The following is an 18525-nucleotide window of genomic DNA, read 5'->3' as shown; positions in this document are numbered from 1 at the left end:
AGGAGATAAGCTCACCTCCATATCAACAACCCCCATCGTTTAATAAATAAAAAAGCCACTTTAAGTGGCTTTTTATCTATCAGAATCAATTTTAAGTAATTATTTTGTAGGAGCTTCTGGGGCTTTATCAATAATCCATGTCAATTGAGCACCAACCAGATCTGCTGCGAAACGACCATCATTAACTTCCACATTGTATGTAGAAGTTTGTGAAAGAGGCTGTACAGAATTGACATTTGGTTTATTACCAGCAAACAGATGGGTGTATCCTACATCAACACCAACAGTAGGTCGCCATTGATAATGAGCGCCAACGGCAACAGCCCAACGATCGACATCAGGTAAACGCACATTTCGATCTATATCATTTGTTGGCGTCTGATCATAACCGCCACCCACACGGAGCATCAACTTGGGATTTACATGATAGTTTGCACCAAGCGCAACACGCCAGGAATCGTGGTAATTTTGAGGTACATTACTATTAATATTTGCCTGGGTCACATTAAAAAATGGCGCCCCTCCAATATTTGGTACAGCCACATTGTTCAATTGGATGTTTTTAAACGACCCCCATCCAGTATAAACAACAGATCCCAATAAAGCCAATTTCTCATTGATATCTTGGTATCCACTTAAAGTAAGCACATCAGGGAATTCTTGTGGGTTAGTAAATACATCATTATTTGTTCGAGATGTCGAAGGAGGTAATACCGGGAAAACCAGATTAAAATTGTTATTGGCTAATATTCCGGAAAAACGGCTATGTCCATAGAAAACATGTCTCATTCGGGACAGATAATTAAGACCTATACGTGTGTGATTGTCATTAAATATTCCCATCACCCCAACATGAAATCCAACCCCCCAAGATGAAGCTTTGTTATAACTTAATGAATCAACAGTGGCAGGATCTTCCCCAAGAATTTGAAATAAAGTCGGTGCACCAATCATTTGATTGAATTTAGCACGTGCCCATTGGAAATCTAGGCCCGCTCCAACTGCAAAATTTTCAGTTAAGCGAGTACCCAATTCGGGTGAAATATCCATGGTTAAAATTTCAGTATAGGTAGATGAATAACGTACTGGTGAATCAGGAGCCCAATCAGTAGACAAACCAAATGGTGAGGTAACACTTAGGCCGAAGGTAGTACGTTCACCTAAAGGAAGTGCGTAATGAAATGAAGGGACAAAACCATTGTAACTGCCATCTACGCCTTCAAACTCTTGTACATATTGAACGGATGAAGGAAACGGTGGAGGCAGACCAGTAGATGTATTAAAGGTACTGGTACCATCTAGTTTAAGAGTAGGGAATATACCAATGCCACCAAAAACTACTTGCTGCTCACGAAGCAATGCTAAACCAGCAGGATTATACCATCCTGTTGATGCATCAGCCGCTTCTGCGGCAGAGCCAGCAGCATAGTTACCAACGGCATATCCGGCACCTTCTCCATATAAAGAGAATCCAGCTGCATGAGCTCCACCAGTAGCTAGAACACTAATTACAGCCGCGTTAACCAGTGTTCTTAAAGGTTTGTGCATATTCTTCACTCCTTACTCCTCAAATATCATACTTCCAAAATTGAATAAATACGTTCGCTAAAAAGTGAGTGTACCCTTTTTTCAAATCATTAAAAATACCTTTTTCTTATTTATATTCAACGAGTAATGAATATTAACTCATAATGAACCAATTAAACCCATCATGGCCAATTAATGAATTAAAACCATCAATAAATCTGTAATTCAACCTATAAGAACTTGTGCATCTACTTCTGTCCATGTTAATGTGTATTAATTTTGTGCGGAAATGAATCATGCAACAAATAGTAACTAAATTTGGCGGTACCAGCGTTTCAACTCGTAATAATTGGAATAATATTGTTTCCATCACCAAAAAGCATATGAGTTCCGGGGTACAGCCTGTTATTGTATGCTCCGCACTAACACAAATTTCTAACAAACTTGAAAAAGCCATTGAAGCGGCTTTAATCAATGAACATCAGAGTATTCTTACTGATATTCGTAATGGGCATCTTAATCTTGCTGAACAGCTGGAAGTCGATCCTGAATTAGTAGCGAAAGATTTGCTTCAACTAGAGCAGTGGCTCACCGGCATTGCCTTATTAAGGCAGGCTCCTGCCAAAACACATGCAGAAATTTTAAGTATGGGCGAGCTGATGATGACCCGCTTAGGGCATTCATTTCTCGAAAAACAAGGAATTCATTGTAAATGGTATGACGCGCGCGAGCTCTTAACCAGTTCGCCTTTCCCTGAAGGCGGATCTGCAAATTACCTCTCTGCTCGCTGTGAAAGTGAATATGATCCTCAGTTAGTTGAGAAATTTATCTCCAGTGGTGCTCAAGCCATCATTACTCAAGGATTTTTTGCTGCCAACCCTCAAGGCGAAACGGTTTTACTAGGTCGTGGTGGCTCAGATACATCCGCCGCGCTTCTTGCAGGAAAGCTTCAAGCAGCATCGTGTGAAATTTGGACTGATGTTCCAGGAATTTATACGGCGAACCCTCATCAACTGCCCCAAGCCCGTTTATTGAAAAAATTAAATTACGATGAAGCTCAAGAAATTGCGTCCATGGGAGCAAAAGTGTTACATCCCAACTGCATACCCCCGGTTCGGCGCGCCAATATTCCAATGTCGGTTAAATTTACTCAAATGCCAGAACATTCAGGAACGCTTATTACCAAGGATATTGATGAAACGGCACCGTTAATAAAATCCATTCAGATTAAAAATAGCATCTTATTGATCTCTATAGATACCTTGCACATGTGGCAACAAGTTGGATTTTTATCTGATGTATTTACAGCCTTCAAACATCATGGTTTCTCGGTAGATTTGCTCTCATCTTCAGAATTTAACGTTACTTTATCGCTAGATATCAATAGCAAAATACATGACCGCCCAGCAATTAATGCGTTACTTGCAGAACTCAATCAATTTGGTCGGGCCAAACTCATTGAGCCATGTAGTGCAGTAAGTCTTGTAGGCCATCATATCAGGACAGTATTACCACAACTTGGTCCTGCATTGGAGGTGTTTGAAGCAAAACAAGTCTACTTGATGTCACTGGCATCCAATGATTTGAACCTAACTTTTGTTGTCGATGAGTCGCAAGCAAATCAATTATGTCAAAAACTTCATCACTTGCTTATAGAAAATAACCCTCAAATTTTCTATTACTCAAAAAGCTGGCATGAAGAATTTGGCAAACCTGCTGTTCGCAATATTCCATGGTGGGAAAAAGAGCGCGATCGGTTATTAACCATTGCCTCGCTCAATTCGCCTTGTTATGTTTACCACACTCAAACCCAAGCGGACCGAGCCAAGCAACTACTGGCTTTAAAATCAATTGATACATTATTTTATGCAATTAAAGCCAACCCTCATCCATCGATTTTAAAAACTATGGAAAAAGAAGGGATTGGTTTTGAATGTGTTTCCATTCAGGAGTTAGACCGAGTATTAGAACTCTTCCCTAACATAGACCGAAAACGAATTTTGTTTACGCCTAATTTTGCGCCAAAAACAGAATATGAATATGCTTTAAATGTTGGCTGTTATGTCACCATAGATAGTCTATATCCGCTAGAGCATTGGCCTGATTTATTTAAGAATCGAGAAGTTATTATTCGTATTGACCCTGGTACTGGTGCCGGTCATCACAAACATGTCTCAACAGGGGGAAATGAATCAAAATTTGGCATTACGCAAAATGACATTGACCAAATTATCGCACTAACGAATAAAAATAAAATCCAGGTAATAGGTTTGCATGCACACTCAGGAAGTGGCATTCTCACTCCAGAATTATGGCAACAAACTGCTTTAATGCTTGCATCGTTAACAGAACAATTCCCTCTCGTTAAATCCATTAATTTGGGTGGTGGCCTAGGTATCGTGGAGAAACCCGGCCAACAACCATTGGATTTTGCAAGTATGGATGCGCTGTTAATGGCCGTGAAATCACGATATCCACAGATTGAAATCTGGCTTGAACCCGGTCGATTTTTTGTAGCGGAAAGCGGTGTTATTCTCGCTAAAGTTACTCAATGCAAAGAAAAAGGAAAGGTAAAATTCGTTGGCATAGAAACAGGTATGAACTCATTAATCCGCCCCTCCTTATACGGCGCCTACCATGAAATCGTAAACCTGAGTCGATTACATGAAGAAAAAGCTGGTTTTTCTCATATCGTGGGCCCTATTTGTGAATCAGGAGATACTTTAGGATATGACCGATTATTACCCGTAACCGAAGAAGGTGATGTGCTATTAATTGCCAATACTGGAGCCTACGGTCGTTGCATGAGTTCTCATTACAATTTGCGTCCGCCGGCACAAGAAATTGTTGTCGAATAAACTATCTTCTCCCTAATGGTTGCTTTTTTGTTGCATACATTGTTTGCGTATTTGTCATTCCCGCGAAGGCGGGAATCCATTCCTAATAAGGCACAATGCACTGTAGAATAGGTTCTCGCCTTTGCCGGAGCGACGTTTTTTCCTTAAATTAAGGGTAGAGGAGAGAAGGTTCCCATAGAAGGATGAAGATTATGATGTTTTTGTAGTCCAGTTTCATTACTCCCCGATTAATGACAAATATATAGGAATAAAAATAATGCTAGTCGACAGTGATCAACGAAGCCAGGCCACTAATCCTTCCTTATCATTTATCGTACAAGCCCCCGCAGGATCAGGGAAAACTGAAATTCTTACCCAGCGCTATTTGCGATTGTTGAGTACGGTAACGGCTCCGGAGCAGATTGTCGCATTAACATTTACTCGCAAAGCCGCGAGTGAAATGCGTGAACGTATCGTATTGGCGCTACAGCAGGCAGCACATCATAAAAAAGCCAATACGCCTCATCAACAAATGACACTTGATTTTGCCCATGCAGCACTTCAAAGTGATGCTTACTATCAATGGGATTTGTTACAGCAGCCCAATCGATTAAGAGTCATAACTATAGACTCTTTATGCCAAAGCATTAATCAATCAATTCCACTTTTGGAAAAGCAAATTTCTTATTCACAAATTACTGAGAAAGCTGAAAGTCATTATTTAAACGCGAGTCGATGCTGTATTCAGTTTGCGCTGACAACCCCTGAATATCAGAATGCAATAAAAACGCTCTTGCTACATGTGGATAATCGCCAGGATCGATTACTTGAATTATTCACGGTATTACTCTCTCAAAGAGATCAATGGATAACTCCGTTATTTCAAGCACGGACTCAAGAAAAATCAGCGTTTGAGCACGCACTACTCCTTATAGAACAACATGAGTTAAAACGATTCACACAAAGTCTACCTCCACATTTGGCTCAAGATTTAACTCAATGCGCCCGCGAATTGGCAATCATAGAAAATAATCCCAGTTCACCACGCTATCTGCTCAAAGATTGGTATGATTTTCAACAAACCACCCAAGAGATAGCAACAGCCTTAAGTAAACTCTTGCTTACAGGGGATGCAAATTTCCGCAAAAGCTTTGATCATCATGTAGGTTTGCTCAGTAGCTCCTGCGCTCCAGATGAATATAAAAGACTAAAAAATGCCAGCAAAGAATTGCTCAACGAACTCAATGAATACCCTGATTTTCTTGAAGCATTAATCCAAGTCAGCAATTTACCTAAACCAGAATATGATTTGGAGCAATGGGACGTCCTGCAAGCGCTGTTTTTATTGCTCCCCTTTCTTGTAAGTCATTTACATGTTTTGTTTAGCGAGCAAAATGAGGTTGATTTCACTGCCATATCTCAGCAAGCATTGAGTGCATTAGGTGATGAAGAAAATCCGACTGATTTAGCTTTATATTTAGATCATACTCTTCATCACATTTTGGTCGATGAGTTTCAGGATACATCAATTACTCAATTTGAGCTGTTAACGAAACTCGTTCATGGATGGCAGGAAGATGATGGAAAAACTCTATTTATCGTCGGTGATCCCATGCAGTCGATTTACCGATTCAGGCAAGCTGAAGTAGGATTATTTTTTCGCGCTAAAGAACAAGGCATTGGGCCTGTTAAATTAAGATCGCTAGAATTAAGCTGCAACTTTCGCTCAACACAAACTATTGTCAATTGGGTAAATCATCAATTTTCCAATATCTTCCCCAAACAAGTTGATATAGAATCTGGAGCTGTTTCATTTCATTCCAGTGTCAATGTCATTCAAGATGAAGAATGCAGTACCATTTGCGCCCTACAATTTAAAAATAAGGAACAGGAAGCAAAAAAACTCATCGAAATCGTTCAATACGAATTACAAACTTATCCTCATCAATCTATCGCGATTTTAGTACGCTCAAGAACGCAACTCGTTGAAATAACTAGACTCTTGCGCCAACATCAGATTCCTTATCAGGGTACGGATATTACTTTATTAACCAATCTAGGCCATCTACGTGATGTTTGGTCATTGACCCAGGCCTTGTTGACACCAGCGAATCGCCTCTCCTGGCTCGCGGCTCTTCACAGTCCTTATTGCGGCCTTGCTTTAAATGATATTCATGCCATAGCACAGTTTAATAAGAAAAAATCAATTTACTTTGCCTTATTGCATTTAAACAAAATCCAGGGGTTAAGTGAGGAAGGTAGGATTCGCGCCGATTTTTTTATACGAGTTATGCATAACGCTTTAACTCAAAGATATGAGAGCAAGCTTTCAGCCTGGGTGATTCAAACATTAAAAGAATTGTATATGGATAGTATTCTGAACACCGAACAACTCAATGATCTGGAACAATTTTGGACCTTACTGGATCGCCACGAACAAGATGGTCGTTTACCGGATCTAAGCGAGTTTCTCTCAGAACTTAACAAACTCTATTCACAACAAGCAAATCCCTCTCGTTTACAAATAATGACGATTCATAAGTCCAAAGGGCTTGAATTTGATACTGTACTTTTGCCTGGCTTGGGAACGCAACCCAATCGTGGCGATAGCCCGATGTTACGTTGGCTTAATTTGCCTACTCAAAAACACGGCAATTTGTTGCTAATGTCTCCCATACAAGCTGCACACCAAGAGCATTGTGCATTATATGATTATTTAAGTCGATTGGATGGAGTTAAAAGCCATTATGAAGCACAGCGATTACTGTATGTTGCAGTAACAAGGGCAAAATCACGTCTGTATTTAACGGATCATTCAGAACGTTCCTCTAAAGCCTCGTTTAAGAGCCTTCTTAAACATATAGAATTTACTGAAGATAACCCCATACACATGCTTGAAGAAACAAACTTGTCTTTACCTAAATTTGGGCGTTTACCACTCGATTATTACCGAAATATAACACCTGATGCTTTTGATGTGCATCTCAACATCAAGACGACTCCCCCCTCTTTATCAACAAATATCCCTAGATTAACAGGCATCGTAACTCACCAACTCTTGCAATGGATATGTGATCATCATCCTGGGACTGTAGCTGAAGTTCCTTGGAACCTTGCACGCTATGAATTACGAAAATCAGGTTTCGATGAAAAGATGCAACACGAGGCTCTATCCAGCATCCAGGAACAAATTACTCGGATATTTGAAGATCCAATAGGACTATGGATTATTAGCAAACATCATCAGGAACAAAATGAATACGAGTTATTGGTAGAACAGCATGGTAGACCCATTACTCGTATCATTGATCGCACGTTTGAGGATCAGGGCAAACGCTGGATTATCGATTTCAAGACAGGAAAAGAAGATGAAACATCAATGATAAAGCATCGACAACAATTGGTCGAATACGGTTCTTATTTAACAAAGCATACTCATCTTCCTATTTATTGTGGTATTTATTACCTCTCCAGCAATCACTGGATTAGTTGGGAATATGAACCTGCTGGACTCACTGTTTGATCTTGCAAACTAATCCTATGAAATAAAACTGCTCTGCGCTATTATTCCTCTTTTGTGTTAAAAGGCTAATCTATGACCACTGAAAATACCGTAATCCACTTGCTGAGTACCTTAAAAGATCCGTTTCTTGATCTTACCGGTAAGGAAATGAATTTACAGTGCAGCCTTGAAATGACGGATAAGCAGTTGAGCCTCAACTTAACTGCCGGATTTCCATGTAACTTACTTGAAGAACATTATAAACCTCTATTACTCGCAGCGTTACAATCAGCATTCCCCAATCAAAACATAGTCATTCACATCAACCAACAAATCAAACCGCATAGAACACAACTTGTTGGTAAAGGCTTGCGTGGCGTAAAAAATACGATTGCTGTGGCTTCAGGAAAAGGGGGTGTAGGAAAATCTACTGTAACTGTAAACCTAGCAACAGCATTAGCTCGATTAGGTGCACGAGTAGGTATTCTAGATGCGGACATCTATGGCCCAAGCATGCCTTTAATGCTCGGCAAAACCGAACCAGTACAAATCAGCGGCGAGCATTACATTCCTGCAAAAGCTCATGGAATACAATCCATGTCTATTGGCTATCTCACCAACAGCGAGCAGGCACTCATCTGGCGAGGTCCTATGCTTGCTAAATCGCTAATTCAAATGCTGGATATTACACTTTGGGATGATCTGGATTATTTATTCCTTGATTTACCACCAGGTACAGGAGATATCCAATTGACATTAGTACAAAAAATACCCCTAACCGCAGCTATAGTAGTAACTACACCGCAAAACGTAGCAACTCTTGATGCACAAAAAGCAATAACCATGTTTTCTAAAACAGGAATTGATGTGTTGGGTATTATAGAAAATATGTCCACTCATATTTGCAGCCAATGCGGACATCAAGAAGCAATTTTTGGTACAGGTGGCGCCGAAACTCTTTGCGCTACATACCATACAACATTACTCGGACAACTTCCTTTGGATGGACGCATAAGACAAAACTGTGATGAAGGTAACCCTACTGCAACTCAAGCTCGTAATGAATTAACTGATACATTGATTAAAACAGCAATGAAGAGTGCTATGGAATTGGCGAAAAAACCAATTAATTATGCGGATAAGTTCCCTAAAATTGTTGTTGAGTGAACTCAATAGAGACAGCTATAATCGCATTGTTACATGTAGTATTGTTGCCTGGATGCAAGATAGTAACTCTGTTTTTAAGTTAAAAATACCCCTGCCCCATTACTGAGGGCGTTGTTGAATAAATAGTTTGGAAAGATACAATGATGACCAAACTGTATATATGTAATTCCCCCAAAGGCGGGAATTACATGAGATTTTTTCAACAAAGCCCCTTTGGGAGAAAAGTAAGTTTCGCATAACTTCAAAGCAGAGTGGCTACAATGCAGTTAAGGGCAAATCCATTAAAATAACAACAATAAATAAATTAGCCATGGAACGATTAATAATAATAACTCTTAGCCTCCTGTATTCTTGCCTGACTTTAGCCAAGCCTTCTTACCAAATTGATTTAATTATATTTGCACAGCCAAATCAAAACAGAGCGCTTTCTATTGATGCACCGCTTATCCCAACAAATGCCAATGCAATATCCTTAAAAACAGATACAGAAAAATCAGGGAAGCCCTATCGCTTGTTGTCTCCTTCTTCTTCAAGCTTACGCGATGAATACTATTTACTGAGTCGAAGATCAAGTTACCAAGTCTTGGGGCATTATTCATGGAGACAACCAGCAAATAATCAAAGCATCGTAGCTCTACCCTTCATCGATCATCATGGTTGGCAAATGCAAGGTACTTTAAATGTAAAACAAAGCAATTATTATTCTTTTGATGCTGAGTTTCAGGTATCACCGCCCAATAACCCACAATCATCATTCACTGTCTCACAAAAACAGCGCTTAAAAGACAATGTTGTTTATTATCTAGATAATGCTCAGATTGGTATGATAGTTAAAATTCATAAAATGGGATAAATCAATCTAGCCTCGGTGCAGCACAGCGAAACTGGGGTTTTCTTTTTTATAGATTCCCATGGTTCACCTTAGAGAACGATTGGATTTGAGCGCAGGTTACGCTTAAACTTATTCTCTGAGAGTCTACGTTCCGCAACGTGTTCGCGGGACGTAGACAGGAAGGAAATATAGAAAAATATTCTTAAGTTAGTGCCATTACAGCATTCATCAGTATGTGGGGCTTCCGAAACGGGATTTTCGCGCAAGATGAGCTAAACACAGCCACTCAGTGAATGGAGCGTGGGCGCTTGCACTATTTTTTTCCCGGAGGGAAAACCTGATCAAACACCGTTGCACCACCCTCCACAACGTTTTTCACAGCAGTGTTTAAATCAGAAACATCCGGATTGGCCTTATTTGAAAAAAAGCCCCAAAAGCCATTTCCCGACTGCCTGCTTCTGCCTACTTCATGCAATCCAAATAACGCGGCGGCGGTAAGAGTCAGCGAAGCAAATGGGCCTAATCTGGTGTAAAAAGGTGACATAAATAAATTTCCAAAACTGATTAATGCACCAGTCTTTAAAACTTTTTCAGAACTTACTTGTTCTCGAGGCATAATACATTTCCTTAATAAATTATCTAAAAATGAAAATATTATGGACGATTATTTTTATCATTAGGCATAATTTCGTCAAATATAGCCGCACCTCCAACAACAATATTTGCTAGAGCATTTTGCACTTCCGTGCTTTTATCGCCTGTATTACCACCAAAAAAGGAATTTAAGCTATTTACACCATTTGCAATCGGTCTTCTTTTCTTACCTATTTCATGCGCACCATATAAAAATGCACTCGTCGCAACAATTGCTGCAGTTAAACCCAATTTCGCATCAACCCAATACAAAGGCGCTAAAACTGTATTTCCAAGAGCAACTATAGCACCAGTCTTTCCTGCATCATCAATATTTATTTTATCTTGCGCCATATCAATTCCTTATGAATAATTATTTTTTAGTACAGACTATGTGAGCATAAATAAAATTGCAAGCATAAATTAATACATCATATTGACCAATATCAAACCACACACAAGGCAATGTGAATTGAATTAATACAATTCGTAAATTATACTCTCATATGATGCAATCAAATCATGAGCTCATAATGACCCAAAATAGCCGAATTATTGATGCGCTCACCTTATGTCTCAAACAAAAGTCCGATAAAGATTTTAAATTGAATAAATCAGCTGCTTACGCTGGACTATCTGACTTATATGAACACTATTCCCTGGAAAATAAAACCGACCAATTTTTTGAGGGATTTGAACAATTATGCATGATACCCAATGATTATCTTCTTGGAGACAATCAAATTTTGGATAATTTTATCATTCAATTCGAAAAAGTATTTCATCCCCAAAAAACTGAAAAAAGGATCAATCGCCCTACCCCATGGTGGGAAATCGAGCGTGACCGTCTGCTTGCAATTGCAGAACAACATTCTCCATGCTATGTATATCATTGCGAAACCCAAGTATCTCAGGCCAAACAGTTACTGAGCTTACAATCAATCGATACTCTATTTTATGCAGTCAAAGCCAACCCCCATCCTTCTATTTTAAAAACTTTGGAAAATGAAGGCATTGGATTTGAATGTGTTTCCATTCAGGAGTTAAAACGAATAACAGATTTATTCCCCCATATGAACAAAAAACGAATTTTATTTACGCCAAATTTTGCCCCAAAGCTAGAATATGAATTTGCCATGAATTTAGGCTGCTATATTACAATAGATAATTTATACCCTTTAGCAAACTGGCCTGAATTATTCAAAAACCGCAACATTATAGTCCGTATTGACCCTGGTACAGGTGCGGGCCACCACAAACATGTTATAACCGGAGGAAATGAGTCAAAGTTTGGAATTGACCAAAATGACATAGAACAACTTAGAACATTAACTCATAAGTATAATATCCATGTCATTGGGCTGCACTCACATTCGGGAAGTGGAATTCTTACACCAGAGCTTTGGGAGCAAACCGCTTTAATACTCACATCACTCATTGAGAAATTCCCTAATATTGAATTCATTAATTTAGGTGGTGGTTTGGGAATTGTTGAAAAACCAGGACAAAAACCCTTGGACCTGACAAAACTTGATTCACGATTATTAAAAGTAAAAGCAAATTACCCACATTTGCAGTTCTGGTTAGAGCCTGGTCGCTATTTCGTTGCAGAAAGCGGTGTCCTCTTAGCAAAAGCCACTCAATGTAAGGAAAAAGGCGAAGTCCAATTTATAGGAATTGAAACAGGGATGAATTCATTAATCAGGCCTTCTTTATATGGGGCTTATCATGAAATTGTCAATTTAAGTCAACTGCACTCAAAAAAAGCTGGTTTTTCGCATTTGGTTGGTCCGATTTGTGAATCTGGAGATACATTGGGATACGACCGGTTACTCCCCTTAACTCGAGAAAATGATATCATTTTAATTGCAAATACTGGAGCATATGGACATAGTATGAGTTCCCACTATAATTTAAGACCACCTGCAAAAGAAGTTATTTTTGAAGTATAGAATTATAACTTTTACCCATTTTTAAAATCCCCCCCCTCTATCCCGTAGTGACCAATATGGATACACTCTGCATTGTATTCAATTAATATGTCAATTATAATCGCAACATCAAAAATTGAGGAGTTTACTATGCCGAATCAAGGCAAAATTATTAATGTTGTAAATCTTTGTCTAAAACAAAAAGGCAATATTGACTTCACATTGAATAAAAAAGGAGTATGTGCAGCACTCGCTGCTTTATATATCAAATATGCAGCAGGAAATACCAAATCTAATTTAGAGCGTAAAACAGAGTCGTTTTTTTATTTACTCGACCAGTTAGCGAATTTACCCAGCACTTATCACATCGGTGATAATCCTGTTCTTGATAATTTCATTATCAAAATTGAAAAAACATTCCGTGCCGATGAATATAGTTATTATGAATTCTTACAAAGTGACGTCGAAAAAATATTAGATATTGGAACTAAACCATTAAGAAATGAATTTAATTTAGGACTCGTAACAGCTGAAGCACACTGGAAAGAAATTTTCAAAAAAATTACGGGCAATAATCGCTTCTATTCAATTTTTAGTAAAAACCATGCTATCACTTTATCTGTCGAAAACGGAAAATATATAGTTTACGATCCGAATTACAACAAAAAAACCAAAGAGCTTGAATCAATTGATGACTTAATCAAAGAAATTAAAGATTGCTTTGATTATAAAGACGATTCTTTTGGACTAGCCATTCGTGCATTTGCTCCTCCTGATGCAACTCCTGAACACTACCCTTCACATGACGAGTTACATCAAATTTCCATTGCAGGTCAGATCGATACAAATTCCAGTTTCTTTGCGGCTATAGCAAATGATATCGACACCCTCGAATATTTATTTAAGCAGAACAAAATCAATTATGACACACTAACAAAAGAATATTTTCGTCCTGAGTTTAACAATCTTTTAATACAACAACCAAAATCACCCATTCTAAAAAAAGCTGTTTTACAAGGAATTCAGTTCACTCTCTTTGTTGGAAACCTTAAAGAAGCAGAAAAGTTAATTGATCATTATCGCAAAACATACACTGCAGTTGAAGAACAAGAAGAGTTAAAAAATGAATTGCAGATGCTTCTGGATCGCTCAGTAAAACAACTTGTGCTACCTATGAAAAGGGAAGCAGATTACACCAAAATATTAAAGTTATTAGATCAATTAAATCTTACTCAAGAACATAAAAATCAAACGACTTATAATCATTTGCAACTTCTGACGTTTATTAAACAAGAAGTGGATTCTAATACAATAGACCAGTTTTTAAGTAAACTGTCGCCAGAACAAATAATAAAACAAATTCAATGTGCTGCTATCGCCAACCAACATCATGTTTTACATTTGTTATTCAAGCAATTAATAAATGCCAAAATTAACCCAAAATCATTTACTTCTATTTTTAACCAAGAGCTTATTCAAGCGATTAATGTGACCACTCTGAAAAAACTCTTTGAAAATGGCTTCATGGTTAATCTTCAGGATCCTGATTTGCTCGCTCAATGCATGCAGCGTGACGATAAAACCATTTTTGAAACTTATGCCCACGCATGGCTTGCACAATCAAATTCGACGCTTTGGGGACATGTCGAAAAACGTGAATACGATTTAATTGATCTAAGCACGCCGCTTGGCTCAATAACGCTACTCAATGCCCTTATTTTCCTGCGAAAAAATGAGCATGTTAAAAAAGCATGGAGAGATAATATTCCCGAAGAAATGCTCAAAAGTGCACTGACCATTGCCATATTGAATGGCAATAAAGAAATGAGTTTGTTTCTTCAGGAAAAACTGCAGTCCCAAAAAAGCCGCCTTGAACAAGACACCTTGGAATTCCTTTACACTAAAGGATTACAAGAAGAAGACTTATCTATTTTAGATACTCTTACTCAATTAAAGTTCAACGTGCTGCGTAAAACCGAGGATATACGTGCACTCTTCATGTTATGTTTTGATTATGAAGATTACGCAATCATCGAAAACTGTTTTGCAGATGCAAGCCCTAAAATAAAGAAACTCATTTTAGAATACAGTTTAAACTGGAATATTGCGCCTGTAATAACGATATGTGCTCAAAAGGCCCCTCAACTTTTTAATGAGTACCTCAATGCTTCGGCTACAAATACTAGAAATCTTGCCAAACTCAATCGAGTTATAACCAAGATTCCCTCCGATATTCTTTCATTGAACGCAGTGCCACAAGAACAAAAAAAACGAATCAAAGACTTATTCAAGAATAAGCTTCCATCTCTAGCAAAAACATTATTTAGCAAAGTAACCTGGGAAGAAGAGGAACTCGATGAATTCCTCAATGACTTAATCCAGGACAAAAATGAAAATGGAATTAAATTATTATTACAACTCGCGCCAACATTAAAGCAAAGACCAAAACTTATTGCCCTGCTGGCACAAAATAACCTGTTAATACCTTTAGACTTTTTACTCGATAGAGAAACAGTTGTAATTGATGATGAATTAACAGAACAAATTTTTACATCCGCATTAGTCAATAACAATAAAAATTTGGTTGCCCGATTTTTGAGTCAAGGAAGAATAACCCCTGAAACTCTTTTAAAACAACCTATTGTAGAATTACTTAAACAAGCAATAGAAAAAGGTAATGACTCTGTTTTAGCACCATTTATTGAGTCTAATCTTAATTTCGGATTAGATTTTAAAGAATTATTTCTTTTTAGTTGTGCTCAAAAGCAAACAAAAATAGCCAATCAGCTCCTTGCCAAAGAATTTACTCTGAGCACGATTGAAAGAAAATCTGCAATTCAACAATTATTTGGTGATCAACCTATTCCTGCTTTGTTTGATAGAATCTATGAACAAGGCTATGGTAGACTTTATCAATTATTATTAAAATCCAACGTCCCCAATCCTAGAGCTTCGCTTCTGAATTCAATTAAAAATCCAGAGCAAGATCCTTCAATCCAAAGCAGCACACTTTATTTAAATCTTTTAAAAAGAGCAGTTAAAGAAAAAAATGAGAAGATATTTAATACTTTGTTTAAGCAAAGTGATCTTCCAAGTGCTCCCAATAAGAGTATTCTAGATGCGTTAAAAGATCCTGTACTCTTTGCAAGTGTCTTCCCCTTATTTGAAAAGCAATACAGCCTGCAAATATTAATAACTGAAGCATTACAACAAAAAGAATGGGCGACACTAGGCAATCTTCTTGAAAATAAAAAATTGACCGACTTGGATGAGGACCTGCAACAGCCTATACAAGACCATGGTGCGGACATCATCAAGGCTTATATGGAGAATCTCGAAGCCCATTATGATAAAACCGACGTACGTCCTAAGCTGTTTCAACTTCTGAACAGTACAAATCCTCAAGTTCTTACTCAATTAGCACATCCATATAAAGAAGTAATTCAAAAAGCTCTGGAACGCGTTGAGCTCAAGATGCTGGAAGAGCAACTCGATTTAAACAATCAAATTTATCGTCATATTTTTGACAGTTTACCCTTGAAACAAGCATTGGAAGAACTTGCTAAAATATTTGCAGAATGTCAGAGGATTATTAATGAGCAGAACATTGATTTGGATCAGCCCATTGAAAATCTGGAAATAGCGAATCATCTGGCGCAAATAAAAATTATTATGGCTGGAAAAGATATTGACCCAGATTACTTGAGTGAAAGCAATTGTGCGCTTTTGGAAAAACTAATCGATAACCCTCGATTTAAACAGGTTTGTCAATTGGAATTTAAGCTTCATTGCTTGCTCAGACAATTTCAAAGACCGCTTTCGATGCAAAATGACGCCGTTGCTAATGAATTCCATACAACAATCAGATTACTTCGTGAAAGTTTAGCACGAGTAAACTTACCTGAGAATTTTGTTTTGCCTGAAATTCAACGCTTTTTCGCGCCTCAAGCAAAAGTGATTTCACCAGAACCAAAAGAAATGGAGAAAAAATCGTTACCTTCTAAAAAAGATACGAAACAATCGAATTTGGATAAATCGAATCTGGCTAAATTGAAAAAAAGCTGTACTGATGCAGTAAAAGATTATCTAAAACATCGTGACCAAACTTTAAGTTATTTTTCTTATTTTTTTGATTATTATCGTGGCCAAATTCGTGCCAAGCATTATAATAATTTGATTCAATCAGCTAAAACAAAACAAGAGTTGAATATTATCGAATATGCAATTTTAGCAAATAATAACACGACTCAATTGAAAAAGGATTTGATGTCAAAACTTCAAATTACAAATGAAAATACTGCCAGGAAGAAGCTCGAAGCCGTGATTCGAAAATCTTTTACTAAGGATGAGTTGCCCCATATAGATGCACTGATTGATTCAATCAATCAAAAAGTTAATGGGAATAATAGAATTCTAACTAAAACCTTATTTAAAGAGGAATTGGAATATTTAAATCAAATATGCAAGCCTCAACCTCAAGGTACCATGAAAAATTATTCGTTCTTTACTCCTGCAAAGCAAAGTCTAGTCACTGGATTTTGGCAATGGATTGTTAGCTGGCTTAGCAATGACAGCTCCTCTACCATTGAGCACAAATTATCAATGAGCAAATAATAACATAACCGCGCTTATAGCCTGGGTGAAATCAACAGGGAACCTGGGCTAAATACTTTTGTCCCTCTTTAGAAAACCTGGGTTTCTCTTCGCTTCAACCCACGGTACTTTTATTTTCGGAAATATAATGGATCAATCAGGACTTACGAAAAACTCCAAGATCGAGGCAAAAACTGTTTTAAATGAGGGAGTTTAGATAAACTAAATAACTGAATGAAAAAAATTTTTTTAACGAAAAGATTGGTTTTTTTCGTAAGTCCTGTCAATAAATTATGCTACGATTAGGCATTTTTTATTATGGTCATAATATAATGCAGGACGCACTAAAAAAAATCTTTCAAAAATATCCTCAAACAGAAGCTCCTTTTATGCATGAACAACTTGCAGAATGGAGTGTCACACGTCCATTGACTGGGTTACGAGTAGCTCATCATGTTCCTGTAGTAACCAATACTTTATTAAAAATAGCTTGCTTAATTGCAGCAGGAGCCGATGTCACCGTCACCAATCCTACAGAATTTTGTCATGCTCATCCACAGGCAGTATCCTCTTTAAAGGAGGCCAAAGTTCGTTATGTAGACGATCCACGCTCACTTGCTGGAGAACCATTTGATCTTTATTTTGATTGTGGCGGACAGCTTTATCAATTTCTTGGAAAGCCTAAAATTGGTGCAATCGAATTAACCGGTTCTGGGGATCAATTTTACCGACAGCAACTACTTAATTTTCCTGTGATTAGCGTGGATCGCACGATGACAAAACAACTCGAGACAGTTTTTGGGTGTGCTGAAAGCAGTCATGTGGCTCTGGTTCAATTGACAGGAGTCAATCTCGCTGAAACCTCATGGATTATTTTTGGTTTTGGGAAAATCGGCCGAGGACTCGCCTATTTTTGCACACAGAATAAAATTCCTGTAGTTGTTGTTGAGCCGACTGAACAACAACGAAATTTAGCCCAAAAGTTAGGTATCAAAGCAATCGCTCCTCAGGATTTCAGTGAGTTGGAACGTGCATTAATCGAAGTGAATGTTGTTGTTAGCGCAACAGGGAAAAAAGCAGTGATGAACGAATATCCTCACTCCTGGTTCAGCGGAAAAATTTTAGCTAACTTAGGAGTCTATGATGAGTTTGGTCCTCACTTTAGTGATGATGAGGTCTTAAATCATAAAATGCCAATCAATTTCGTACTCCATGATCCGACACCAATGAAATATATCGATCCGGAGTTTTATATTCATAACCTTGCTGCATTAATGCTTCTGAACGAAAAACTGACGCCTGGAGTGCATGGAATATCCTCAACTTTAGATAATCGTATTGTTCAGAATTGGTGTGCCCATCATTCATTTCCATTAGATGCAATTAATGCTTGGTTGCATTTATAGTATGGAGGTAATACAACGAGACCTGAGGTATTGGAACGTATTAGAACATCCACGTTTTCGTTACCCTGCCCCAAGCTGCTGCGATCAGCGCAAATTT

9 protein-coding genes and 1 pseudogene are annotated in these 18525 nt (G+C 38.0%); 7 read left to right on the top strand and 3 right to left on the bottom strand.

What is annotated here, in order from left to right; genetic code table 11:
- Positions 1-99: 99 nt before the first annotated feature.
- Positions 100-1557, bottom strand: coding sequence for an OmpP1/FadL family transporter (locus DGG96_RS02740; protein ID WP_110141489.1), 1458 nt, complete (start codon positions 1555-1557; stop codon positions 100-102).
- 266 nt (positions 1558-1823) lie between these two features.
- Here DGG96_RS02740 and DGG96_RS02735 point away from each other — a divergent pair, with 266 nt between their 5' ends.
- From DGG96_RS02735 to DGG96_RS02720, 4 genes are all read left to right on the top strand, one after another.
- A complete protein-coding gene (locus tag DGG96_RS02735) occupies positions 1824-4385 on the top strand; it encodes a bifunctional aspartate kinase/diaminopimelate decarboxylase (RefSeq protein ID WP_110141488.1) in 2562 nt (853 codons plus the stop codon).
- 256 nt (positions 4386-4641) lie between these two features.
- Entirely contained in the window at positions 4642-7887 is a 3246-nt protein-coding gene (locus DGG96_RS02730; protein WP_110141487.1) for a UvrD-helicase domain-containing protein, read from the top strand.
- A gap of 72 nt (positions 7888-7959) precedes the next feature.
- The gene (gene apbC, locus DGG96_RS02725; protein WP_110141486.1) at positions 7960-9033 is read left to right on the top strand and encodes an iron-sulfur cluster carrier protein ApbC; all 1074 of its coding nucleotides are present in this window, start codon (positions 7960-7962) and stop codon (positions 9031-9033) included.
- A 310-nt stretch (positions 9034-9343) separates the two neighbouring features.
- The gene (locus DGG96_RS02720) at positions 9344-9886 is read left to right on the top strand and encodes a CsiV family protein (protein ID WP_110141485.1); all 543 of its coding nucleotides are present in this window, start codon (positions 9344-9346) and stop codon (positions 9884-9886) included.
- A gap of 292 nt (positions 9887-10178) precedes the next feature.
- Here the strand turns inward: DGG96_RS02720 and DGG96_RS02715 are convergent, their stop codons facing one another.
- Positions 10179-10481, bottom strand: a complete 303-nt coding sequence (locus DGG96_RS02715) for a hypothetical protein (RefSeq protein ID WP_110141484.1) — start codon at positions 10479-10481, stop codon at positions 10179-10181.
- Between the two features lie 38 nt (positions 10482-10519).
- A complete protein-coding gene (locus tag DGG96_RS02710; protein ID WP_110141483.1) occupies positions 10520-10852 on the bottom strand; it encodes a hypothetical protein in 333 nt (110 codons plus the stop codon).
- Positions 10853-11310: 458 nt separating this feature from the next.
- Here DGG96_RS02710 and lysA point away from each other — a divergent pair.
- From lysA to DGG96_RS02695, 3 genes and pseudogenes are all read left to right on the top strand, one after another.
- Positions 11311-12450 (top strand): annotated as a pseudogene (gene lysA, locus DGG96_RS02705) (diaminopimelate decarboxylase); the annotation flags it as partial.
- Positions 12451-12579: 129 nt separating this feature from the next.
- Positions 12580-17043: a hypothetical protein gene (locus DGG96_RS02700; protein ID WP_110141481.1), complete on the top strand. Its 4464-nt coding sequence runs from the start codon at positions 12580-12582 to the stop codon at positions 17041-17043.
- A 311-nt stretch (positions 17044-17354) separates the two neighbouring features.
- A complete protein-coding gene (locus DGG96_RS02695; RefSeq protein WP_110141567.1) occupies positions 17355-18428 on the top strand; it encodes a Rossmann-fold NAD(P)-binding domain-containing protein in 1074 nt (357 codons plus the stop codon).
- The last annotated feature ends 97 nt before the right edge of the window (positions 18429-18525 follow it).

It is taken from the genome of Legionella qingyii (assembly GCF_003184185.1).
Note: the sequence above shows the minus strand (reverse complement) of the source record. Positions and strands in the feature narration are given on the sequence as shown.